Below are 23,137 nucleotides of genomic sequence, written 5' to 3'. Positions count from 1 at the left end.
TGTTATTTCTTTAATTAAAGCAAGTATTACTTAATAAGAACAGAATTATCTCAAAAATTTATACTTAAAAAATAATTTAACTTCTCCCCTAGCATTATATTTTTTAATTCATTAGGGCAAGGGACAAATGAGTTAAAGATTTTCTAGATTAAGCCGACACTTTGTATTAGCAAAGAGGATACTATGCATAAAATAAAAATTTTTTTTCTACTCATTTTTCTTCCTGTACACTTAGTCTTCGCTAATTGCGACTTAACACGTTTCCGTTGGGAGTGTGATATTCGCATTTATCCTAAACCAACTCGAGGTGCAACTTCGCTAGTTTATTGTGGCAATAGCTATGGGTATGTTACACCAGCTAATTTTGATATCCTTTCCCGCTACCATCGTCGTAGTATAAACATGGTCTTAAAAATTAATGGTGAGTTTGTAGAAGCGCCTTGTATTCCTGGTCGACGATAAATCTTTTTATTAATTAATTAATACTTGTAAAGTAATTATGATTGTTTAAAATGTGAACTTTTATTAGTCCACAACTATAATGATTGATGTTAACCTCTTGGTAAATGAACTTTGCGATCAGAGATTTTATATATGGGACCACTTTTTAGATAATGAGGAAGCTCATTTATTAAGAAATGAAGCGTTACAAATCATAAGGCAAAGGGAATTTCAAGCAGCTAAAATAGGTAATCTAACTAATACCAGTCATAATGATGCAATTCGAACAGATAAAATCCATTGGCTAGACGCAAGTTCACCTCATATTCAGCCCTTTTGGCAAATGATAACTCAAATTAAAACAACCTTAAATGAAACCCTTTATTTAGGGCTATGTGAGTTTGAAGTTCATTTTGCTTTTTACGAGGCGGGAACTTTTTATCGCAAGCACATTGATCAATTCCAAAATAAAAAAAGCAGGAAAGTCTCCTTCATTTATTATCTAAACCCTTATTGGCAAGCTAATTTCGGTGGCCAATTAGTTCTTTATGATGAGCAAAATAAATTGATTACTTCAGTTGCCCCAACTTGGAATCGCTTGATCTGCTTTTTAAGCCATCTACCTCATGAGGTGCTTACAACCACAGCGGATAGACTGAGCATTACTGGCTGGCTAAAAACGAAAGAAGAACTAGTGATATAGCTATTTAAACTGCAAAATATATTAGTAATTTCCATAATGTATAATTGACGCACGCTCAAGGTTAGTATTAAATGCAATAAGGGAGTTTCTTAGGAGCTAGGAATGCCACTTTCACCAACCTTCATTAAATTGTTTAGCGAATTGAATATTGATTACCAACAAAAAGGTAAAGGCGGTCTACTTTCTTATGGAAAGGATAGCCACTTTGATAATATCAAAGCTAATATAGAAAGTATTATAACTGCTATTGCATATGGCGATAAAGATGGCGGTTCATTCGATGATATGAGCTTGATCTCTGTTCTAGCAATTACAGCGACTCGCTGTTCAACCACAGATCCAATCTTTGCTAATTTAGTTAGCTCTTTAATAGATAAGTACTATAAGTCGAATAATTATAATAGTTATCTTACAGAGCAAGGCATGTTAATTAAGGTCAATCCTGAGGCTCGTTATTCTATTAATGCATTAACTGAATTACAACGTGCTTTTGGCAATATACAAAATGCCCATCAAAGTGAAAAAACAATGCTCTTAGATCAAATTCAAGATTTGCAAAAAGAGAAAAATGTATTAAAAGATCAAAATAATCACCTAAGAGAGCAGGTTGCTAAATTAGAATCCTCAAAAAAACAATGGGAAAAATTATCATCGGCAATACCTATCATTGAAAAAATAAAAGGTGACCTCGCCAGTTTAAATTCACTTATTGAACCTACTTCTCTAACTATCGATATATCTTCTCTACAAGAAATGAAAAGAGAAGCACCATATTCTGTAGCTAATACATCTAGTCTACCTACTGCTAATGATACTTTAGAATTTAATAGTAGCGCAGCAAAAATTATTGAAAGCTTAATACCTCCCCCCCCTGAGCCGCCTGAACCATTTAAAACTAAAGAAGATAATACTAAACTAACTACGTCTAAAGACACATCAGAGCCTAAAAAATCTTCAAAGTTTACATCTGGGGTAACATTTCAAACAGAACTTGCAAATGCACTTAAGAAGCGGGAAGAGAATAAAAAAAATCAGCAACATATATCACCGGACCAAGAAAAAAAAAATACTCCAGTGATCTAGGGTTACTCGCTGATCCAAACGTATTAGCAAAAATTGCCGCTATTCGAAAAGCAAATGAAGAAGAATCGGAGGATGAAAGTGACTCTTTAAATGAATTTAATTTTTAGAAGCAAAGCAACTAAGGTTCATACAATACATTTGAAGTATCATTATACGCTTAAATTATGATATTTTTTAAGGCATGTTTATAATTGCGATTATAAAAATTATTGATAATGAGAATTTATGTATGATCTTGAAATTAAAGAATTGCGAAAAGTTTATAAAAGCGGTGTTCAGGCATTAAAAGGAATTAATTTAGTAGTAAAATCAGGTGATTTTTTCGCTCTCTTAGGTGCTAATGGCGCAGGTAAATCAACAACTATTGGTGTCATTACGACACTTCTTACTAAAACATCCGGCAAGGTTAATATTTGCGGCTATGATCTAGATAAAAACCCAGCGCAGGCCAAATCTTGTTTAGGTTTAGTTCCTCAAGAGTTTAACTTAAATATTTTTGAAACATGTGAACAAATTCTAATTAATGAAGCAGGATTCTATGGCATTACCCGTACGGAAGCAAAACCACGCGTGAATGAATTACTTGAGCAGCTAGGTCTATGGGAGAAAAGGCAAACAATTGCTCGTCACTTATCGGGAGGGATGAAACGCCGTCTTATGATAGCGCGAGCACTTATTCATAAACCCAAAGTTTTAATCCTTGATGAGCCAACAGCTGGGGTAGATATAGAAATTAGACGTAGCATGTGGGACTTTTTTATTAAAACAAATAACAAAGGAACAACTATTATCTTAACCACTCACTATTTAGAAGAGGCAGAGCAACTTTGTAAAAGTATTGCAATTATTGATAAAGGTGAAATTGTTAAAAATACATCTATGAAGAAATTGTTAACCAGTTTACATCATCAAACCTTAATATTTACAACCCAGGCACCAATTGAAGTATTACCCCATCTTCCTCCTTTTGAGCCAGAGTTAATTGATACTCACACCTTTGAACTACGCATAGATAATAGTGTAAGCTTAAATGATGTTTTTGAGCAGCTAAGTAGGCAAGGCATAAAAATTCATAGTTTGAGAAATAAAACTAATCGTTTAGAAGAGCTTTTCCTGGATGTAATTAATAATGACCATTAAGCAACAATTCATTGGCCTATATACTATTGTTAGACGTGAAGTCGTTCGTATGTTTCGCATATCAAGCCAAGTATTTTTACCACCTGTTATCACTACAGCACTTTATTTTTTAATATTTGGCAGTTTAATTGGCAAACGCATTGGCCCTATTGAAGGCATAGATTATGTTACTTTTATTGCTCCAGGCTTAGTGATGATGTCCATTATTGCTAATGCCTATAGTAATGTTTCAACCTCTTTATTTAGTTTACGTTTTCAAAAAAGTATTGAAGAAATTCTTGTAAGCCCCATCCACGATAGTTTGCTTCTACTTGGTTATGTATTAGGTGGCATTATTCGTGGCTTCCTGGTCGCCTTATTAGTCATTCTAGTAGCAAGCTTTTTTGTAACTATGCGCATTAATAACATACCGCTAACACTACTAGTTATTCTACTTGTATCAGCGCTTTTTTCGCTAGCTGGCTTTACTAATGCAATGATCGCTCGCAATTTTGATGATGTTATGATTATTCCCACCTTTGTCTTAACACCATTGACCTATCTTGGTGGCGTATTTTACTCAACAAAAATGCTATCTCCCATATGGGAAAAATTTTCACATTTTAATCCCATTTTATACAAGGTTAATGCATTACGGCATGCAATGATTGGCTACGATGAAGTAGATATTAATCTTTCAATGAGTATTATTTGTTCCATGATTATTGCATTAACTTTTCTTAATTTATTTCTGTTGAAGAAAGGTGTTGGTTTACGAGATTAATAAATTACTCAGTAGTTATTATTTCAAACCAACATTTAGCCTTTCAAATTTAGTCTACATACCGTAATCTATTCCCCACCTATGTACCGCGACTTGGTCGCGGTATTCAGAAAAAGGTCAATAAACTACATTTAGTGCTTAATAAGACTAAACTCATAATATAATTATCTTCTATAAAATCAGTGTATTTATAGTGAGATTTATAAAGAAATTTGACAGTGATTAATATCGCAGCCAAATATCGCAAATAAGACATATAGGCTTAAGATAAATCATAAATATATCCTAATTAATTAAAATTAAATTAGGTGTTAATTGATTTATCCATATTTATGACCAACAATAAATAATAATTACTTTGTACTATAGCGTTACTCATTAAGTTTTAGGCAAAAGACAAGTGAAGTGAGGCAAAAGATTATTTAGGAATACATGATTAAGCCAAACGAGCTTGCAACGCAGTATAAAGCTTCCTGGGTGCTATAATTGCTACTAACATTAAGATGGACCTTAATCATGGCCAAACTGTGCTTAAAAAAGTTAATACTCCTACTTGCTGTTATTATACCGATAAGATTACTCGCTTATACGCCGGACCAAATTAGCGAATGGACAGAACAAACTTTAATGCATACCCTTATAGCCGGCCATCATGAAAAAATTTCTGAAGCAACAAATGTACGTCGATTTTATAAGCATAGAGCGTGGCGTACTATGGATATTTTTTTAAATCAGTATATAGGTAACTCATTAGAAAATAATTTGCGTGGACGACCTTCCATTACTTTTCAACCGGAGCCCATTTTACCGGCTGAAATAGTTGCACCAGAAGAATGTGGTGAAGCTAGTTGCTGGCGAGTACATCAAGCTTTTATCGTACCAGAAATTGAAAAACATCTTGAATTTACAGCGGTAGTGTCTACAGCAAATCCCGCGCATTCTTCACCTTTAATTATAAATACGTTGGATATTATTGTGAACCCTTATTAAATTAACAAGGGCTCATATAAACTATACTATTGTCTTCTTAACTGTTTAAATAGTTAAGCCTAATAAATCTTGAGAGACATCATCCTTATCAATATCACTTAATTGAGCACCATCATTCGTTTCCTCTATATCCACATCACCTACATTAGCGCTATTTCCTGTTTGCTCAAAATCTAACGGCTGATCTATATCATTACTTAACAAACGGTAATCTCCAAGTTCATATATAAATAAACCTTTAAAATCTTTTTCGTCTAAATCAATGCCGGCAATTTTAGCTGTTATGCTTAGATAATCTAAATCCTGTAACTTACGAGCTTCTTCAAGAGTTGTCATTACTAACTCTTTTTTATTTAAAGGCACTTTATTATTTTTTGGCAAAAATTTATCAAGATACTCACTTCCAAAACGAATTTGTAATTCTTCAACCACTCTGAGCATCGTTTCATATAACATGACTCTTTTTGCGGGCGAGTTATATGATTCTTTATAGTGTTTATTAATTAAGTTAACAATATTTTCATATTTGCTCATGGTAAAGATTGTTTCAAGTGTTATATAGTTCTTTAATAATTCAATAAAATTTTTACACGAGAAATCCAAGTAAGGCAAAGTTTCTAAAAACGAAATTAAATAGAATTGGATTGGACAAAAACTTTTTACTTTAACTAAAGTATTAGAATCATCAAATAAACTTAACACCGATAAATCCATACTTTCATCCGCCAAATCTGCTATATTGCTGACAATGTGCAGCGGAAAATAATCGTTATCAACAAAAAACGCATGTTTGCCCCGAATCTTATCTAGTTGTGGGGGAATCGAGGCAGAGAGGACAAAATGAGCATCTACTATTTTATTATGCCAATCAAATGGTACAACTACGCCTAACATATGTTCGCGGCAAATCTGTAAAAGGGCTTGCTTGCCATTTGGTAAGGTAAAATAAGAACTCTTAGACCTACCCTTTCCCGGTCGAAAAACTGTAGCTGGCTCTGGTTTACAAAAGTCATCACCATAACATTTACTAAAATCAATCGCGGTGTGTTGTTCAATTTCTCTATAAGGTGCTTTTTTTGCAATTGGTTGAATAGAATCTTTTTTTACAAAGTATGCTGAGTTTTTAACTACTCTAAATTTTTGCTCGTCAACCATATCTCCAATTACTTTCTGATTAGCTTGGAAGTGCTTATTAATAGTTGTACCCCACATGCTTGAAATATTAGGACTCTCTAATCTACCAACCCAGGATAATTCATTATAATATGCTTTTAGCTTAGGGATTTCTTTTAATGTTTGTTCTTTTCGAATTAATGTTGGCCCAACTAAAACTGAAAGTGTGGGGTTAATTTTAACCAGGTTTTGTATCTCTACCAGGAAATCTTTTTTGTCATCATTATTAATTGATTTAGAACGACTTGCATCTGTCAGACCATATTCACGCCAAGTAATTAAAATTTCGCTATCGGGATCTAAATTGTATGCTATTTCATAAGCACTTTTTATTTTTGCAAGGATCAATGCCATCTTATCAGTGACTTTTTTATCAAGTTTATAAGATATAAACTTTGGATCCTTATGACTTATATTAATTGCAATTACTTTGACTTTCCTAATTTTACTCAGAGCAGCTTGCTGCTCACTTTTAAATGATTTTAATTTAAAAAATTGACCTAAGATATTTTTCATAATTAAACATCTGTTGTTTTAATTTTCCTAATTGTCGCATAAAAAAATTAAGTGATGCTTAAGAAATGAACCATTTGGGGCATATTAAGTAATTTAGACTAAAATGTAATCTTAAAATAATATTAGGTATTGGAAATCTGATAATATAACTGCTTAAATTTGTTCGATTATCAAATATTTTTAAATAAGCTCAAAAATAATAAATAGTGGGATAAAGTGGTATAAAAAGTGTATTTTCTTCTTGTAAAAACTCACTAATTTTAATTATCTACTTTTATGATTCTCTTATGATAACTCATAGCTAATATGATAGGTGTTTTTGGCTTTACTGCTTTGAGACACCTTATCTAAATATTAATTTAGCTCAAAGAAAACCAGATTAGCTATTCATATTTTTTTATTTTAATTAGTTTTTTTAGAAAAAGTTAACTATTATAACTTATCTAAAGTTTCGCTTCGCTAAAATTTGCTAGTAATGAAAGCACTTAATAAGCTCACTAGCATTGGGAAATTATTAAAATATTTTATCTAACTAAGTTTATAAACAGTATAAATAACTTAAGCTAAATTGCAATTGATGTGTATAAACATTAGATAATTTTGGCGGTGGAAAAGCCCATGTCAAATAAGTAGGTTTTTCAAGCTGGCTTCGGCCCCAGTCAGCTAATTCATAGCCAAGGCCAACTTCCCAGTTTTTCATAACATTAACTTTAAAGCCAAACCCAACTGTGTAGACAAAAGAACCTTTTGTTGTTGAATTAAATTTTAAAAGAGCAAGACTACCGTCATTAACGTTATAAATATTAATAGGCGGATTTGTTTTAAATGCGTCAGAAGAATTAAAGCTATAGCCAAAACTACCACTAATATAAGGTTGCGCCCAAAAAGTTGGGCAAGCAGCTAATAAACCTCTTATCGCAGCACGGCCATGGCTTATTTTATAGCTATAAGCCGCCTCCGGTATATTATTTATTGCCAAAGTCCCATATAAATCAACTTCTGTGGCGCCAGCAAAAGCAATACCTAAGCGCCCTGTCAACCAAGGTGTTACAGGTCTTTGTAGAGCAAAAAATATTTCTCCAGTAGTAATAGTCTCAGTCGTTTCGCGTGCTCGATATTGAACATACTGGATAAATGGTGAAATGCCAGGTGGAATATAATAAGTTTGACTACGGCCTGGACTTGTCCAAGCAGGCCCACCACTTAAGGTTATTACCTTAGTCCAGTCAACAGTAAAATCACCAAAATCTTCTGCAAAAACAGTTGTGGCTAAACAAGCATTAGCCATAATTATCAAAAACCTTTTGAAGCTCACAATGCATCCTTGTATTTAAATTGATTAACTAAATTAGGCTAGCTGCAATTAATTAAAAGTAGATGATATATAATCAGGTAATTACGTTGCAACCAAAATCTAATAAAATTTTTTATCTAAACTTAAAAATATAATTAATAAACAGCGACAAACTATTAAGAGGGAGACAAAGTCTTTTGAAAAAAGGGCTAAAAATACCCTGTCATGAAGTACAAGAATGGTTTAATGTTCTTTCCCGCAGAAATTGACCATCAATGGCAGTTTGCAATGAGGTCAATGAACATTTATTCACTCTTTCTGCGCCTAAAACCTATCGCAGCCAGCCGCTGTTCGATTTGGGGATGGGAAGAAAACGCATTAGCTAAAGATTTAATAGGATCAATACTAGATGGATCAAACAAATAAGATGCTTGCCTTATCTGCTCATGTGGCGTTCTACCATACTCCTCTGTATATTCTTCAGCGTGGCTTACATGATCTTCACTTATTTTTAATAAAGCGCGTGCCATTGGCTCATTATCACGCATAAGCTCAACGGAGCCTGAATCAGCCATGTATTCCCGTGTACGACTTAAAAAGAGCGTCAATAAGACTGTTATCAAAGGTAATACATACCGTAACAAGATAACAACTAAGACTAAAGCATTACCTGCGTTATTGCCTTGACGACGGTTATCATTATTGGGACGATAAATTAATGAATAAAACAACATATCAATGACAATAAGCATAATATTGCTTAGCACTGTAACTGTTAAAGTTAATTTAATATCATGATGACGTATATGACTAAGCTCATGAGCCATAACCGCTTGTAATTCAGCTCGATCAAGTTTTTCGATTAAACCACAAGTAATAGCAACCATGGCAGACTTTTCACTGTAACCGCTAGCAAAGGCATTCATATAATTTGCTTCAATAATATATACCTTAGGCATGTATTGAAGACCAGCTGCTACTTTCATTTCTTCTACTACATTATAAAGTTGTTTTTCCTGTAAATTTTGGATATTTTCTGGCGTTATTTCTCGATATTCTGTACCTAATAACATAATACGATCATACATAGAATAGGTAATTAACAATGATAGCGCAGCAACAATAACCATAGTAATAGTAGCCCAAGGAACAATTTGAAAAGTCACTAGAGCTATAAGAATTTGAGATAACATCGCATTAGGATAAGTTGAAAGATTAATTGCACAATCAGCAAGTAATCCAACAACTAAATAAATTAGAATAAATGTAGTAATAACAAAGCGGGTCTTACGTTCATTACGCTGTAATTGAGCCCGCCAGTTACCGACGCTTGCTTCATAATCACGAAGTGACATGGCTGCTACTTAATTAAAATTTAACAGTATAATTTTCATTAGCCTTAATTTGCTCTTCAGGCAATGACCAATATTCAAATTCCTTATCTAGCTTGTCAGAAAAGAAATTGACTATCATTGACTCAACAAATGATTTTTTCTTGGCATAATAACGTTCAACACTGTCATTATAAGCTTGCTTTGCATAGGCAAGTTTATTTTCAGTATTAACGATTTCTTCTTGCAATTGAATAACATTTTGATTCGCTTTTAAATCTGGATATTGTTCAAATACTACATTTAAGCCAGATGCAATTTGCGAAATTCCATTTTCAGCCGCAATTCTTGATTTTTCATCGCCAGCAGCTCTTGCAGCTTGCGCTTGATTACGTAATGCCACAACATCTTTTAGGGTTGTTTGTTCGTAATCCATGTATTTTTTTACGGTTTCGATCAACGATTGAAATACTTTAAAACGGCGATCTAATTGGATATCAATTTGGCGCTTATTATTATTAATCGCCTCAATTAAGGCAATTAGACTGTTATATATACTAATAGCCCAAAAAAACAATATGGCTAAGATGATTAACACCACTATTAAAAACTTAGTCATCTGTGCTTCCTAATGGTTTAATTATTACTAATTATGGCTCTAACAAACTAAAAATCAATATAATTAAATAATAAAATATGCTGTTATAAATTCAATAGATTAGTTGAAAGTAAAAAAGCTTAATTAATTACTAACCTTTTAAATACCGCATTACTGCAGTATTTGCTTGGTGAAATAGTTAAATCGTGGGTGAACCTTGCAAATCGTTATCTAACGCTTCAATTTTTTGTAAAGATTTACTGGGCTTAACACCACAAACATGCCTAAATAAGCTAAAATGATTCTTAATACGCGGCATATTAATTGCTTGATAAAGTTCTGAGTTTTTATCATCTAGTTCATTAGCTAAAGAGTCGTATGGGCTTAAATTGTTAAGAGCATCTAAGATTTTATTTAATTTGTCACTAGCATTTTGCCAATAGGGATTCCAACGATGTTGTGTTCCCTTATGTAGGCGAGTTAATACTTGGCTTAATCCTTCACCTACTGCTCCCTGATTATTTAACCAAGCAAGCATTTCTTCATAATTTGCCTTTTCTGGTTTTTGCAGTCTTTGCTCTATGGGCAGAGACTGATTAAAGCCTATATTAAGTGTTAAGTTCTTGATTCTACTAGTTTGAAGTAATGTTTCAGGGTTATTTTCTGCATGGTTAGAGCCTTCATTATAATTAGCTGCTGCCATATTTGGCTCACTTTGTTTTATAGCGTCAGGTTCTACGTTTAAATCTTCTGTCTTAGTTAGCACCGATGATGCCAAAGTAGGCTTTTCTTCTGTAATAGGGGATAGTGCTTCCTGCTCAATAGAAATACCAAACTCTTTTGCCTTAAACTCTTTTAATTTTTGAAGAATAAAGTCTAAGTTCTGTATTTGAATTAAATTTTCTTGAGTTAGTTGATCCTGTCCAATTCTCTTCACCACTTTAATATGTTGTTTTAAAAGTATCTTCATACTGCGTTCATTTGTGCAACGCGTAAGGTTATCCATTAAACTCAGATATTGTTGAGTTAACTTGTTAAATTGCTGCTTAGGACTATTAGTATGTAGTTTTTTCTTAGACATAAGGCTCTTCATTTGCTTATTATTTGCGCGCAGTATAGCAAAAAAAGCCACAGTGTCTGTAGCAAACCAAAAAATTTATGTGAAAAATTTAAAACATTTTAATGGCTTTCTCCCTAGCAAAAATTAGGTTAGGCTGTGCTAGGCTTAGCCCAACTTACTTTCAATTTACCGAATCATTCTAGATAGGTTCCCACCTGCGTGGGAATGACAGTGTTTATATTGTATCAGCGAGATTTTTAGATATATTTTGAATTCAAGGTTAGCGTACCTTTTTTAACTTCAAAATAGATAAGATAGATGACACATTAGTCGCTCTGTTTATGTCATTCCCGCGTAGGCGGGAATCCAGGTCTCTCGCCTACTTTTGCGTATCTTGAGATTAAAGTCTTATCTCTAAACATATTAAGAAATTAGCTTGTGATAATAAGTTGGAAGGCTTAATAAGGCATACTTAGCCGCCTTAACCTGTACCGCAGCACGAGTTCCTTGAAAACGTTTTGTTGCACTAGCAAATTTCAGACCTTTTTTAGTTTGCATACCCCAAGCGAAACAAACAGTACCTGGCGCAATACCATCCATAGGCTCATCGCCTGTAATACCGGTAGTTGCAATAACAATATTAGCTCTACTGTCTTTTAGGGCTCCCCTAGCCATTTCAAGAGCTACTTCTTCGCTGGTTAATGTATATTTCTTAATAGTGGTTTGCTTAACTCCTAAAAGCCTCTTTTTTGCTTGGCAAGAATAAACAACAAAACCAGCTTCAAGGCAACTACCGCACCCTTCAATTTTTCCTAGTAAAGCAAGGATTTGGCCTGCAGTACATGATTCTGCTGTTATTAGAGTAAGATCATTTTCTTTAAGAAAATCAACGATCTCTTTTATGGTTTTCATAAAATTCTATCCTAACGTAAATACATAAAAATGCTAAGAATTCTTTAACCCTAAAATTATCTTATTAAAATTTTAATTTAGCTTTCATTTAATGAGGCAGTAATTAATCAAGTTTAGCTAACCTGCGATGAATTGCTGTGGCAGCTACCGCTGCTTGACTTTCAGCAACACAAATCTGATATAAATCAGAAACTAAGTCTCCTATAGCAAATAGCCCTTTAACAGAGGTTTCATAATTACGATTAATAACTAAAGTACCCTTTTTTTCTTTTGCATTTAGCATAATAGCTAGATCTTTATGCTTAATACACCCAAGCGCTGAGTAAAGACAATCATAATGTTCTTGCTTACCATCCGCAAAATAAAGTGTTGCTCCTGTATTTAGCGTAAGCTCAATTTTAATGAGCGGTAATGGATTGATAATTAGATTGGCCTCTTTAAGGGCTTTAACTTCCTTTCTGCTCCATTTGGGTAGTCGTCCTAAAGTAAGTAAAGTAATATAAGGTGTATAGTGTCGCAGAAAGCGAGCCTCTCCTAGTCCTGCTTTTCCCTCACCGATGACAGCTATTTTCTGATTAATCACTTCGTAGGCATCACAAATAGGGCAATGCCTAATTAATCCCTGCTGAATTGCGTTATTAATAAAAGGTAATTGAGGCTCTATATCCTTAACGCCGGTTGCAAGTATAACATGACTACTAAAAATTTCATGATTAGCACTCCTTGCTATAAAGCCCCCTTCTGCTTGTTCTATAGACTCAATTTTCTCTCTAATCACTGCAACGTTATAAACTTGTAATTGTTGTTTTAACCGTTCTAATAGTTCTTTACCCGAAATACCTTTAACAAAACCGGGATAATTATGGGAAGTGGGAATCAAGGAAGCCCTACTATAGTTAAAATCAAAAATAGCAATATTTCGACGGAAACGAGCTAAATAAATAGCAGCTGTCAACCCCGCAGGGCCAGCACCAACTATTAAGCAATCCCTTACCCTTAATCTATTCTCCATTATTTAAATCCTATTAATTAGAATTTATAGTACTCTTATTAAGCGTAGACTAAGGAAATTGAAAATATAGTAAAGTAATGATTGCTAAAAACATTAAAGAAAAAGTACTAAAGCCTAATAAATTTGAAAGCTGCCTATTTACAAACTTACCCATTATCTTTTTATTATTTGCCATATGAAGAACAATTAAGATTAAAATGGGCGCGGTAATGCCATAAAAAACAGCTGTATAGATTAAGGCGTCAATGGGAGATATACCAATAAAATTAATACTTAATCCTAATAGTAATGAAATGAAAATGCTGCTTAAATAGCTTTCTAGTTTTTGCAATAAGAATTAACTTCTTAAAGCATCTAAGTTTAATGATTGTTTAATTTTTCTAAACTCTTGCCATGGGTCAGTCTTTAATTCTTTTAAACGATGTGGCAAAGAACGTATTGTATAAAAGGTATCATTAAAGTTGTCTGTTAGCTCATTCCAATCAAGCGGTGTTGCAACTGGCGCATGTAAGCGAGCTCGCGTTGAATAGGTGCTAATCGCTGTGGCACCACGCTGATTACGTAAATAATCAATAAATATTTTTCCTTTACGCTTCGTTTTAGATATTTTACTAACATAGGCTTCAGGTTTTAGCTTTTCTAAAAACTGTACAAAAATTTCAGTAAATTGTTTTACTTCTTCCCAATCATATTCGGGTAAAATTGGTACAACGACATGTAGACCTTTACCACCCGTTGTTTTAACAAAGCAGGTTAATTGAATTTGCTCTAAATATTTTTTTATCTCTAAAGCAGCTTGCACTACTTCCTTCCAAAGTACATCTGGGGCAGGATCAAGATCAATAGTGATAGTATCAGGGTATTCAAGGCTTTTTATTTGACTTCCCCAGGGATGAATTTCTAAGACACCCATTTGGATTAAACTTAATAATCCTTTTTTATCTTTTAAGTAAAGATATTGCTCAACCTCAGTTTTTCCTTGCACTGCTAAAGAATAAAGTGATGGAGACCTATTAGCATAAAGATGTTTTTGATAAAAACATTTTGAGTACTTCTCAGGACATCTTACTAAAGTTAATAAACGATTTTTTATGTAAGGCAAAATATATTCACTTATTTCATCATAATAACTATATAGTTCACCTTTAGTAATTTTATCTTCTGTATAAATAACTTTATCAGCATGAGTTAAACCAGCAAAATCTTGCTTTTTCTTTGATCTCTTTTTCGAACTTTTAGTTGATTGATTAACCTCTTTAATGGGTGTTTCAACTTCTTTTCTTACAGAATGAGCGTCTTTATCATAACGTAAGCCCTGGAAACTAGGATGACGCAAGCGTTCATCGTTAGTCCATTCAGTGAATTCAACTTCTGCAACTAAAATAGGGTTTACCCATAATGCTTTAGAAGCATCTGGAGGACGTGAGTTAAAGGGATTTTTTGTTGTACGATGTTTTTCTAATTCCTTAAAAACCGACTTTAGTGATGCTTGGGTAAAGCCTGTGCCTACATTACCACAATAATGTAATTGGCCTTGCTTGTCGTAAAAACCTACCAATAATGAACCAAAATAATGACGAGCACCTTTAGGTAAAGTATAACCGCCAACTACAAACTCTTGCCGCTTAATACATTTAACTTTAACCCAATCTTCTGTCCGCTTTTCTAAATAAAGTGAGTTAACCTTTTTTGAGACAATGCCTTCTAAAGCTAACGCACAAGATTGCTTTAATACTTCCTCACCTTGGTCAATAATGTGTTCGCTAAAACGCAGAACTTCTTTATTACTCGACTCCAAAACTTTAGCTAAAGTTGTTTTTCGTTCTAAGAGAGGCTGTTCTCTTAAATCAGATTTTTCAACATAGATTAAATCAAAAATATAGTAAATAAAGGGTACTTTTTTATTGGCTTTAACTGAATTTTGTAAAAGTTGAAAATTAGATTTATGTTGTTCATCAAGTACTACAATTTCGCCATCAAAAATTGTTCGTTTTACAGGTAATTTTTTAAGCTCAGTAACAATATTAGGAAAGTTAGCTGTCCAATCCTTATTATTACGCGACATTAATCGAATAGTGCTTCCATCCTTAAAAGCTATAATCCGATAACCATCAAATTTAATTTCATGAAGCCAGTTAGGGCCTTCTGGTATTTCATCAACTAAGGTTGCAAGCTCAGGTGAAATGATATCTGGGAAAATTGATTTAGCTTTATTTTCTGATAATACAGAAGCTAATTGTTTAGCAATGTCTGACTTTTTAATTTTTGGAGCTTTCTTTAGGCCTTGTTTATCCCAGCTGTGAGTATAATTCTCCTTAATTTCTTCTAAAGTTTGGCTTGTTAAAACGCTATTTGGTTTTTCATCAGTAATATCGTACTCTGCTAAAGATTTTACCTCTTTATCTTTATATTTAACTAAGAACCAAACTTTTTTATCTTTATAAGATTTAATTAAATCCCAGCGTCCTTTTAACTTTTCAGCATTTAATTCAAAGCGAAGATGGCCTTTTTCATATGCTGCTACAGGATCATCGTCTAAGGGGTGCCATTTGCCTCTATCCCAAAGCATTACTGTCCCACCACCATACTCACCCGCTGGTATGATACCTTCAAAAGAGCCATATTCAACAGGATGATCTTCAACCTGCATCGCTAACCTTTTTACGTTAGGGTCAAGACAAGGCCCTTTAGGGACAGCCCAGCTTTTAAGTACCCCTTCTAATTCTAAACGAAAATCATAATGTAGATGGCTTGCAGCATGCTTTTGAATAATAAAAAGACTTTTCTGAGTATGCTGAACTTTGCCTTTAGGCTCTGGCGTTTTATTAAAATTCCTTTTTTCATGGTATTTTTTTAAACTCATCAGCGCATCCTTATACTTAACGATAAGCATTGGGCTCAAAAGATCAAATAGCCATACTTTATAATAATTGTTTGATAGTAATAATTTACTATACGCTATAATTTACTTAAGACAAAATCATACATCTCTCGTCCGCGTAAGCGGAAATCTATCCTACAAGTGGTCAGGATTTATTAAAAAACTTAGATCCTGTCTAGACGAAAGAGAAACCAAATCAAATCTTCTTAAGCGAAATTTCTAAAGAAAATTTCTCGGATTAGGTTAAATTTGATCAATAAGGTCTATTATGGTATTTTACGCCATTTTTTAGATCAAAAAGGTTGAATTATGTTAAGATCAAAATGCCCAACATACAACACTACTATTGATAAAATGTTAGAGCAGTTAAATTTACTCTCAGAAGAAATTAATTTAATACGTTATCACGGTACTTATAATAAATCGCAATTAATTTCAGCTGATATATTTATAAATATTTATCATCGGTGGACTGAAAATCATGAAGGTTGGTTATATAGCGAAGATCATGCTCTTCTTTTACAAAACCAAATTAAGGAATTAAATCAAACAATTACGGAAGTTGTACAAAAAAATCCTACTGTTGAGCAAGATGCAAAAAGAATCTTAATACAAACTTATAAGGCTATCGTTAATCCAACTGAGAAAGAATATGCTAATTTAAAAAAAATTGCCAATGAGGTACAAGGCAAGCCAAAAGTTTGGAAGCAAACAGGTATGGTATTATTATCAATACTTGGGATTATAGCTGGTGTCATACCGGGGCTACTTTATATTCATCGTATTAATAAAAAAGATGGCGCATGGGATCAAGCAAAGAGAAGTGGATTATCATTAGAAGCAAAAGAGATGGCTAGAGCAATTCATAAAACAGAAGCTAATGCAAGAATTGCAGATGGCTCCTTTTTCGGTGGCAAACGAGAATCGAAGGAATCTCCTACTTCCTCTACCTTAGATTCTTACCAAGCTAAGGTAGTTGTAAAATAAAGCTACTATCAGAAACATATTCTCCTATAAAAAGAATAATTAAAATTTATTGTTAATTGAAATTAACGTGCTGCCTTTTAAGAAGTGCTAAAGTTAAGCTTAGTAACAAAAGGAAGGCAGCACCTCAACGTCAGTAATCGCGCTGCAATTATTTAGCTAATAGCGGTTTTAAAAATTGCCCCGTATAAGAAACTTTGCACTCAGCAACCGCTTCCGGCGTACCTGTGGCAATAATCTGCCCACCTTTACTGCCACCTTCAGGCCCTAGATCAATAATCCAGTCTGCCGTTTTAATCACATCTAAGTTATGTTCAATGATGATAATCGTATTGCCATGTTCTCGCAGTCGAAATAATACGGCTAATAGCTGCTTTGTATCATGAAAATGTAAGCCCGTAGTCGGCTCATCAAGTATATAAAGCGTCTTGCCTGTATCACGTTTAGATAATTCTCGAGCTAACTTAATACGTTGTGCTTCACCACCTGATAGAGTTGTTGCACTTTGACCAATATGAATATAAGACAAGCCTACATCAATTAACGTTTGACATTTTCGTGCTAGGACCGGAATGGCGTCAAAAAACTCTCTTGCTTCTTCAACTGTCATTTCTAACACTTCATGAATATTTTTACCTTTATATTCAATTTCTAACGTTTCACGATTATATCGTTTTCCTTTGCACACATCGCAAGCTACATAAATATCAGGTAAAAAATGCATTTCAACTTTAATTAATCCATCACCTTGACAAGCTTCACAGCGCCCACCCTTCACATTAAAACTAAAACGCCCAGGTTGATAACCACGCGCCCGTGCTTCTGGTGTATTGGAAAATAATTCACGAATGGGCGTAAATACACCTGTGTAAGTAGCAGGGTTAGAACGCGGGGTGCGGCCAATAGGACTTTGATCGATATCAATTACTTTGTCACATAAATCTAAGCCTTGAATACTTTCCAAAGCCCCGTTACATAATAAATTAGCTCGATTCAATTTATTCGCTGCAATGGGATATAAAGTGTCATTAATTAAACTTGATTTACCGGAGCCAGAGACACCTGTAATACAGGTTACCAAACCAAGCGGTATACTTACCTTAATATTATTTAAATTATTGCAATTAACACCAGATAAGTGCAGCATTCGAGATTCATCTATTACTCTCCGTTGCTCAGGAATTGCAATACTCTCAACGCCAGATAAATATTTTCCAGTTAAGGAGGTTGGGTTTTTAATAATTTCCGTTGGGCTTCCAGAAGCAACAATTTCACCACCATGAACACCTGCACCGGGACCTACATCAAGTACATAATCTGCTGCCCGAATCGCATCTTCATCATGCTCAACAACGATAATCGTGTTTCCTAGATTACGCAAATGCATTAGGGTTTTTAACAGCCTATCATTGTCTCGTTGATGTAATCCAATTGAAGGCTCATCTAAAATATACATCACTCCTACTAACCCTGAGCCAATTTGACTAGCTAGACGAATACGCTGCGCTTCACCACCCGAAAGCGTTTCAGCACTGCGAGAAAGGGAGAGATAATCTAGGCCAACATTAACTAAAAATCCAAGTCGTTCAACAATTTCTTTATTAATTTTATCAGCAATTTCACCACGATAACCGGTTAGATGTAGGCTCTTGAAAAATTCATAAGCTTTATCGATAGAGTAAGCACAAAGCTCGGGTAAATTTTTATCATCAATAAAAACGTGTCTCGCTTCTTCGCGTAAGCGAGTACCAAAACAAGCAGGGCAAGGTCGCGAAGCAAGATACTTAGCTAATTCTTCTCGGGTTGCTAATGATTCTGACTCATGATAGCGACGTTGCATATTAGGAATAATTCCTTCAAAAGCATGACGTCTAAGAAAATAGCCGCCGCGTGGTCGTTGATAGCGAAACTCAATTTCTTCTTTACCACTACCATGCAGAACAACATTTCTTATTTTTTCTGGCAAATCGCAAAAAGCCGTTTCAAGATCAAATCGATAATGATGAGATAACGATTCTAATAAAGAATAATAATAAGTCGTTTTTCTGTCCCATCCTCGAACAGCGCCAGATGCTAAGCTAGCTGTTTCATCATGTATCACACGGTTAGGATCAAAAAATTGATTAACGCCTAAGCCATCACAAGTTGAACATGCTCCTAAAGGATTGTTAAAAGAAAATAGCCTTGGTTCTAATTCACTTAAACTATAACCACATTCCGAGCAGGCAAATTTTGATGAGAAAATAAGATCGGTAAAGCTGTTATCTAAGGAAACAACCAGTGCTATACCTTCGGCCAAGTTAAGCGCATTTTCAAAGGATTCGCTAAGACGTTGTTTAATATCCGGGCGAATTTTAAAACGGTCAACAACAACTTCAATAGTATGCTTCTGACGTAAAGACAACTTCGGTGGGTCATCTAATTCATAAATCTCGCCATCGATCCTCGCTCGAATATAACCTTGTGCTTGTAGCTGCTGTAGTAATTGTAAATGCTCTCCTTTCCGCTCACGTACCACAGGTGCTAAAATCATCGCTTTACTATCTGCTGGTAATGCTAAAACTTGATCAACCATTTGACTTACAGTTTGTGCATGTAAGCTAAGTTGATGAATGGGGCAGCGAGGTTCACCCACCCGGGCAAAAAGTAAACGCAAATAATCATAAATTTCTGTAATGGTACCTACTGTTGAGCGCGGATTATGAGATGTTGCCTTTTGCTCAATAGAGATAGCAGGCGATAAACCTTCAATAGCATCTACATCAGGCTTTTCCATCACTGATAAAAATTGACGTGCATAAGCTGAGAGCGACTCAACATAACGACGCTGTCCTTCAGCATATAATGTATCAAAAGCAAGTGATGATTTTCCTGAACCAGATAGACCGGTTATAACTGTTAACTGATTGCGCGGTATTTTAACGTCAACATTCTTTAAATTATGTGTTCTTGCGCCTCGAATACTAATTGACTGCATAAGACTAGCCATCTGCTATAAAAAATTACAAATTATATACCTGTTATTAAATGTTTTGCGAGTTTATATCATCATTTGATCAATAAGGATAAATATTAAACCTCAGTAATTGCTATACTACTGATGTTAAGGGTTTAATAGGAAATTTAAATGCCTAAGTATATCTGCAAATTTATTTTAATAATTATTCTTCTACCAGCGCTATGCTTTGCTGATAATGCCAACGTTTTAGCCTGGACAAAACAAACCCTTTTAAATACATTATCTCTTAACTATAAAACAATGGATAGTCAGCTAAATTCAGTAAAATCACATTATACACCAGAGGCTTGGCAGAATTTAAATAGTTTTCTGGGCGATAAGATTAATACAATCAGAGATAATCAGCTTACTCTCCATCCCAGTGCAGTTAATACAAAACAATTTATAGCTCAGCAAGGATTTGAAAATGTCATTTTTTGGCGAGTGAACCAAGGGTTTAATATTCCTGAGTTAAAAACAACTATTTATTTTTCTGTTATTGTCATTCCTGCTAAAGATCCACCTTATTTAATTCAAAGCCTTAATGTTACCAAATTAGATGATTAGCTTTATTTAAAAAAACTACATGTATTGCTAATTTTAAAAATTTATTAAACAATTCTTTCTGATATAAAATTGAAGATAATTGTTCCTAAAATTATTAATTTTAGGAATAAAATTTTAAAAATGATATAATCCTACTCTGTTTGCTTTGAGCTATTACTATGCGTTTCTTCACTAACATAATCCTTACTCTATTTCTCTTAATAGCTACATTTAATGTAAGTTATGCCGAAACTAAACTACAAGAAATCGAACAAACTATTAGTGATTCAGTAATAACTACTAAAATCACTGCAAAGTTCACTAAAGATAAAGATTTAAATCCACTTAAAATTTCGGTCTCTACAGAGGATGGCGCGGTTACTTTAAAAGGGTATGTTAAGAATAATGAGGCGTTTATTAAAGCATTACGATTAGTTAATACAACCAAGGGCGTTAAATCCATTGACGTAGAAGATTTAGTCATTAAGCAAGTTAATACAGCTTTAACAGACACTTATATTACCGCTAAAGTTGAAGCAGCCGTTCTTAAAGCAAAAGTATTAGATGATGATTCTATTCCTTTGGTAGGGATCAACGCAACTACCACAAATGGTGTAGTTACCTTAAGCGGCCAAGTGAAGCATAGGAAATCGATTGTAGCGATCATTAAACGCGCCACTGTAGTTCGTGGCGTTAAAAAAGTTATTTCGCATTTAGAAATTGGTAAAGAATCATCTTAACATTTAATTATTAGTCTTTTTCAAAAGGATATTGTTTCATGACTATCTTAACTCGTTTTAAGTTTTTTCTGTGGTATTTTGGTCGTTTTCAAGTGCCTTTAATTGGCTACTTAAAGCCTAAAATTATCGAAATTAATGATAAAAATTTAGTTATTCAATTACCCTTAAAACGACGTAGTAAAAATCATTTAAATTCAATGTATTTTGGTGCTCTTGCGGTTGGCGCTGATTTAGCAGGTGGTTTATATGGCTTTTACTATGCTAACCAAATGAAGAAAAAAATATCGCTCGTATTTAAGTCATTTCAAGCTCAATTTATTAAGCGGCCAGAATCAACTGTTTATTTTGTTTGTCAGATGGGTGACAGTGTTAAAGAAATGCTTATACAATCAGAAGAAACTAAAGAGCGAATTAATAGAATTATCGAAGTTCAAGCTTATACGCATTATCTTCATGCAGCTGAACTAGTAGCAACTTTTAAGCTTGAATTATCAATAAAAGTGCTTAAAGTGTAAAATTACCTTTTAATAATCTAACAATATGACAAAGTTACAAATATTCCCTAACTTATCTAAAGCTTTTTTTATTTTCTTAGTGATGATTACTTATATCTTGCTTTTTTATTTCCTATTTAAGCTAGATTTACGGTTAGACTTTGTCTCTTTCTATGCTTCAGCTCTCGCTTATAATAATCATTCTAACCCTTATACTTCTTTAAGTGCCACTTTCTTATCTACTAATGAAAAACTACCTATTAATTTAAATCCTCCCTTTTTCATGGAAATTCTTAGGCCATTAGCATTCCTTAATTACAAAGAAGCCGTAGTACTTTGGTCAGTAAGCATATTTATATTAGGATTAATAGGTGCCTACTTTTCCTTTAAGTTAACGCTTAAGCCTGCTCTTTTTCGAAAAAATTGGCTTTATTGTTTAGTTATTTATATCGCATTTTATCCCACAATAATGTCTACTAATCTTGCGCAAATAGGCGGCTTATTATTATTTTTTATAGTTATTGGATATAATTTTTACCGTCAAAACAATGATGTTTATGCTGGTTTATTATGGGGAATTATTACCTCGCTTAAACTATTTCCTGCTTTACTATTTATTTTTGCTTGGAAAGAAAAGCGCTATCGAGTTTTGATTATAATGATTATGACCTGTCTTACTGCCCATTTGATTCCGGTTTTCACCTATGGAATCCAAATTTATAATAACTATTTTTCTTTATTAGGACGGGTACTTTGGTATGGTGATTCCTGGAATGCTTCTATTTATGGTTTTTTATTTCGTTTTTTAGTAGATCCGTATAGTAGGAATCCAGATTTGTGGTTAGTTCAGTTAATTTATTATATTACTTTTATTAGTGGTTTAATTTGGTATATTAAAAGACTTAATTATTTAGAACGAAATAGAAATAACCATCGCTCATTTTGCTTAACTTTAGTTGTCATGCTAGTTTTGAGCCCTCTAGGTTGGCTTTATTATTTTCCTCTTTTAATCATGCCGCTTGTTGATTTATATGAATCTATCGAACAGGGCCCCCCGATTACACTTGATATGAGCTTATGGATAATTAGCTTTCTTTTTGTTAATTTTCCTATAGGTTATCTTGCTGCTCATCAAATGCCACCTGATATTTTCTATAAATTAACGTGCTTTTCTGTTTATTTTTATGGGTTACTAATAATGGCCTATCTTTTGAGCAAGCCTAACGTTAGACATGAAGTGTCTAGTTTAAAGCAAAACATGAGAGAAAAGAATTATCTACTATTTCCTGCTATGCTTATCTTATCATTTGGATTATTTATTCCGCTAATAGTTTTTGTTACACATTTACCTTAAATATGCTTCTTAAGATAAATTTTTTACGATAAAACGACGAAGCTTTAGTAAAGAAAACCATTATTTGACAAGAGATTGTCTTAAGACTAACTTAAATAAATTAAGGAAATTGTCTAAAACAGCT

Annotated in this window: 20 protein-coding genes; 11 read left to right on the top strand and 9 right to left on the bottom strand. The window is 33.7% G+C overall.

Annotated elements, in window-relative coordinates:
• Positions 1-183 precede the first annotated feature (183 nt).
• From DYH30_RS02035 to DYH30_RS02010, 6 genes are all read left to right on the top strand, one after another.
• A complete protein-coding gene (locus tag DYH30_RS02035; protein ID WP_115330050.1) occupies positions 184-462 on the top strand; it encodes a hypothetical protein in 279 nt (92 codons plus the stop codon).
• A 79-nt stretch (positions 463-541) separates the two neighbouring features.
• On the top strand, positions 542-1,144 hold the full coding sequence (locus DYH30_RS02030; protein WP_115330048.1) for a 2OG-Fe(II) oxygenase: 603 nt from the start codon (positions 542-544) through the stop codon (positions 1,142-1,144).
• A gap of 102 nt (positions 1,145-1,246) precedes the next feature.
• A complete protein-coding gene (locus tag DYH30_RS02025; RefSeq protein ID WP_115330046.1) occupies positions 1,247-2,227 on the top strand; it encodes a hypothetical protein in 981 nt (326 codons plus the stop codon).
• Positions 2,228-2,452: 225 nt separating this feature from the next.
• The gene (locus DYH30_RS02020) at positions 2,453-3,367 is read left to right on the top strand and encodes an ABC transporter ATP-binding protein (RefSeq protein ID WP_115330044.1); all 915 of its coding nucleotides are present in this window, start codon (positions 2,453-2,455) and stop codon (positions 3,365-3,367) included.
• Positions 3,357-4,130 (top strand): ABC transporter permease, encoded by a 774-nt coding sequence (locus tag DYH30_RS02015; RefSeq protein ID WP_115330043.1) that lies wholly within the window; start codon positions 3,357-3,359, stop codon positions 4,128-4,130. Before DYH30_RS02020 ends, DYH30_RS02015 begins: the two co-directional genes overlap by 11 nt.
• Positions 4,131-4,646: 516 nt before the next feature.
• Complete coding sequence (locus DYH30_RS02010) at positions 4,647-5,120, top strand: hypothetical protein (RefSeq protein WP_115330042.1); 474 nt, start codon at positions 4,647-4,649, stop codon at positions 5,118-5,120.
• A gap of 45 nt (positions 5,121-5,165) precedes the next feature.
• Here DYH30_RS02010 and DYH30_RS02005 read toward each other — a convergent pair whose 3' ends face one another.
• The 8 genes from DYH30_RS02005 to ligD all read right to left on the bottom strand — a co-directional run bounded on the left by DYH30_RS02005 (position 5,166) and on the right by ligD (position 15,879).
• The gene (locus tag DYH30_RS02005) at positions 5,166-6,809 is read right to left on the bottom strand and encodes a hypothetical protein (RefSeq protein WP_115330041.1); all 1,644 of its coding nucleotides are present in this window, start codon (positions 6,807-6,809) and stop codon (positions 5,166-5,168) included.
• A 538-nt stretch (positions 6,810-7,347) separates the two neighbouring features.
• Positions 7,348-8,097, bottom strand: coding sequence for an outer membrane beta-barrel protein (locus DYH30_RS02000; protein ID WP_115330040.1), 750 nt, complete (start codon positions 8,095-8,097; stop codon positions 7,348-7,350).
• Positions 8,098-8,408: 311 nt separating this feature from the next.
• Positions 8,409-9,458 (bottom strand): zinc metalloprotease HtpX, encoded by a 1,050-nt coding sequence (htpX, locus tag DYH30_RS01995; RefSeq protein WP_115330037.1) that lies wholly within the window; start codon positions 9,456-9,458, stop codon positions 8,409-8,411.
• 13 nt (positions 9,459-9,471) lie between these two features.
• Entirely contained in the window at positions 9,472-10,053 is a 582-nt protein-coding gene (locus DYH30_RS01990; RefSeq protein WP_115330035.1) for a LemA family protein, read from the bottom strand.
• A gap of 178 nt (positions 10,054-10,231) precedes the next feature.
• A complete protein-coding gene (locus tag DYH30_RS01985) occupies positions 10,232-11,113 on the bottom strand; it encodes a hypothetical protein (protein WP_115330033.1) in 882 nt (293 codons plus the stop codon).
• A gap of 402 nt (positions 11,114-11,515) precedes the next feature.
• Entirely contained in the window at positions 11,516-12,004 is a 489-nt protein-coding gene (locus DYH30_RS01980) for a CinA family protein (protein ID WP_115330032.1), read from the bottom strand.
• Positions 12,005-12,107: 103 nt separating this feature from the next.
• Positions 12,108-13,016 carry an NAD(P)/FAD-dependent oxidoreductase gene (locus DYH30_RS01975; protein ID WP_115330031.1) on the bottom strand — a complete coding sequence of 303 codons (909 nt, stop codon included), beginning with the start codon at positions 13,014-13,016 and terminating at the stop codon, positions 12,108-12,110.
• A 337-nt stretch (positions 13,017-13,353) separates the two neighbouring features.
• The gene (gene ligD, locus DYH30_RS01965; protein ID WP_115330029.1) at positions 13,354-15,879 is read right to left on the bottom strand and encodes a DNA ligase D; all 2,526 of its coding nucleotides are present in this window, start codon (positions 15,877-15,879) and stop codon (positions 13,354-13,356) included.
• A gap of 327 nt (positions 15,880-16,206) precedes the next feature.
• On the opposite strand from ligD, the gene DYH30_RS01960 reads away from it, so the two are divergent.
• On the top strand, positions 16,207-16,884 hold the full coding sequence (locus DYH30_RS01960; protein ID WP_115330028.1) for a hypothetical protein: 678 nt from the start codon (positions 16,207-16,209) through the stop codon (positions 16,882-16,884).
• Between the two features lie 148 nt (positions 16,885-17,032).
• Here DYH30_RS01960 and uvrA read toward each other — a convergent pair whose 3' ends face one another.
• Positions 17,033-19,858 (bottom strand): excinuclease ABC subunit UvrA, encoded by a 2,826-nt coding sequence (gene uvrA, locus DYH30_RS01955; RefSeq protein WP_115330027.1) that lies wholly within the window; start codon positions 19,856-19,858, stop codon positions 17,033-17,035.
• Positions 19,859-20,008: 150 nt separating this feature from the next.
• Here uvrA and DYH30_RS01950 point away from each other — a divergent pair, with 150 nt between their 5' ends.
• The 4 genes from DYH30_RS01950 to DYH30_RS01935 all read left to right on the top strand — a co-directional run bounded on the left by DYH30_RS01950 (position 20,009) and on the right by DYH30_RS01935 (position 23,013).
• Positions 20,009-20,446, top strand: coding sequence for a DotI/IcmL/TraM family protein (locus DYH30_RS01950; protein ID WP_115330026.1), 438 nt, complete (start codon positions 20,009-20,011; stop codon positions 20,444-20,446).
• 158 nt (positions 20,447-20,604) lie between these two features.
• A complete protein-coding gene (locus DYH30_RS01945; protein WP_115330024.1) occupies positions 20,605-21,165 on the top strand; it encodes a BON domain-containing protein in 561 nt (186 codons plus the stop codon).
• 38 nt (positions 21,166-21,203) lie between these two features.
• Positions 21,204-21,680: a DUF4442 domain-containing protein gene (locus tag DYH30_RS01940; protein WP_115330022.1), complete on the top strand. Its 477-nt coding sequence runs from the start codon at positions 21,204-21,206 to the stop codon at positions 21,678-21,680.
• Between the two features lie 25 nt (positions 21,681-21,705).
• The gene (locus tag DYH30_RS01935; protein WP_115330020.1) at positions 21,706-23,013 is read left to right on the top strand and encodes a glycosyltransferase family 87 protein; all 1,308 of its coding nucleotides are present in this window, start codon (positions 21,706-21,708) and stop codon (positions 23,011-23,013) included.
• Positions 23,014-23,137 lie beyond the last annotated feature (124 nt).

Source organism: Legionella busanensis (assembly GCF_900461525.1).
GTDB lineage: Bacteria > Pseudomonadota > Gammaproteobacteria > Legionellales > Legionellaceae > Legionella_C > Legionella_C busanensis.
The sequence above is the reverse complement of the archived record's forward strand: the minus strand, read 5'-3'. Positions and strand labels throughout refer to the sequence as shown.

What these genes read in the sequence shown, in the direction of transcription:
- DYH30_RS02035 (WP_115330050.1), top strand. Translation starts at nt 184, where the DNA reads ATGCATAAAATAAAAATTTTTTTTCTACTCATTTTTCTTCCTGTACAC.
- DYH30_RS02030 (WP_115330048.1), top strand. Translation starts at nt 542, where the DNA reads ATGATTGATGTTAACCTCTTGGTAAATGAACTTTGCGATCAGAGATTT.
- DYH30_RS02025 (WP_115330046.1), top strand. Translation starts at nt 1,247, where the DNA reads ATGCCACTTTCACCAACCTTCATTAAATTGTTTAGCGAATTGAATATT.
- DYH30_RS02020 (WP_115330044.1), top strand. Translation starts at nt 2,453, where the DNA reads ATGTATGATCTTGAAATTAAAGAATTGCGAAAAGTTTATAAAAGCGGT.
- DYH30_RS02015 (WP_115330043.1), top strand. Translation starts at nt 3,357, where the DNA reads ATGACCATTAAGCAACAATTCATTGGCCTATATACTATTGTTAGACGT.
- DYH30_RS02010 (WP_115330042.1), top strand. Translation starts at nt 4,647, where the DNA reads ATGGCCAAACTGTGCTTAAAAAAGTTAATACTCCTACTTGCTGTTATT.
- DYH30_RS02005 (WP_115330041.1), bottom strand. Translation starts at nt 6,809, where the DNA reads ATGAAAAATATCTTAGGTCAATTTTTTAAATTAAAATCATTTAAAAGT.
- DYH30_RS02000 (WP_115330040.1), bottom strand. Translation starts at nt 8,097, where the DNA reads ATGGCTAATGCTTGTTTAGCCACAACTGTTTTTGCAGAAGATTTTGGT.
- htpX (WP_115330037.1), bottom strand. Translation starts at nt 9,458, where the DNA reads ATGTCACTTCGTGATTATGAAGCAAGCGTCGGTAACTGGCGGGCTCAA.
- DYH30_RS01990 (WP_115330035.1), bottom strand. Translation starts at nt 10,053, where the DNA reads ATGACTAAGTTTTTAATAGTGGTGTTAATCATCTTAGCCATATTGTTT.
- DYH30_RS01985 (WP_115330033.1), bottom strand. Translation starts at nt 11,113, where the DNA reads ATGTCTAAGAAAAAACTACATACTAATAGTCCTAAGCAGCAATTTAAC.
- DYH30_RS01980 (WP_115330032.1), bottom strand. Translation starts at nt 12,004, where the DNA reads ATGAAAACCATAAAAGAGATCGTTGATTTTCTTAAAGAAAATGATCTT.
- DYH30_RS01975 (WP_115330031.1), bottom strand. Translation starts at nt 13,016, where the DNA reads ATGGAGAATAGATTAAGGGTAAGGGATTGCTTAATAGTTGGTGCTGGC.
- ligD (WP_115330029.1), bottom strand. Translation starts at nt 15,879, where the DNA reads ATGAGTTTAAAAAAATACCATGAAAAAAGGAATTTTAATAAAACGCCA.
- DYH30_RS01960 (WP_115330028.1), top strand. Translation starts at nt 16,207, where the DNA reads ATGTTAAGATCAAAATGCCCAACATACAACACTACTATTGATAAAATG.
- uvrA (WP_115330027.1), bottom strand. Translation starts at nt 19,858, where the DNA reads ATGCAGTCAATTAGTATTCGAGGCGCAAGAACACATAATTTAAAGAAT.
- DYH30_RS01950 (WP_115330026.1), top strand. Translation starts at nt 20,009, where the DNA reads ATGCCTAAGTATATCTGCAAATTTATTTTAATAATTATTCTTCTACCA.
- DYH30_RS01945 (WP_115330024.1), top strand. Translation starts at nt 20,605, where the DNA reads ATGCGTTTCTTCACTAACATAATCCTTACTCTATTTCTCTTAATAGCT.
- DYH30_RS01940 (WP_115330022.1), top strand. Translation starts at nt 21,204, where the DNA reads ATGACTATCTTAACTCGTTTTAAGTTTTTTCTGTGGTATTTTGGTCGT.
- DYH30_RS01935 (WP_115330020.1), top strand. Translation starts at nt 21,706, where the DNA reads ATGACAAAGTTACAAATATTCCCTAACTTATCTAAAGCTTTTTTTATT.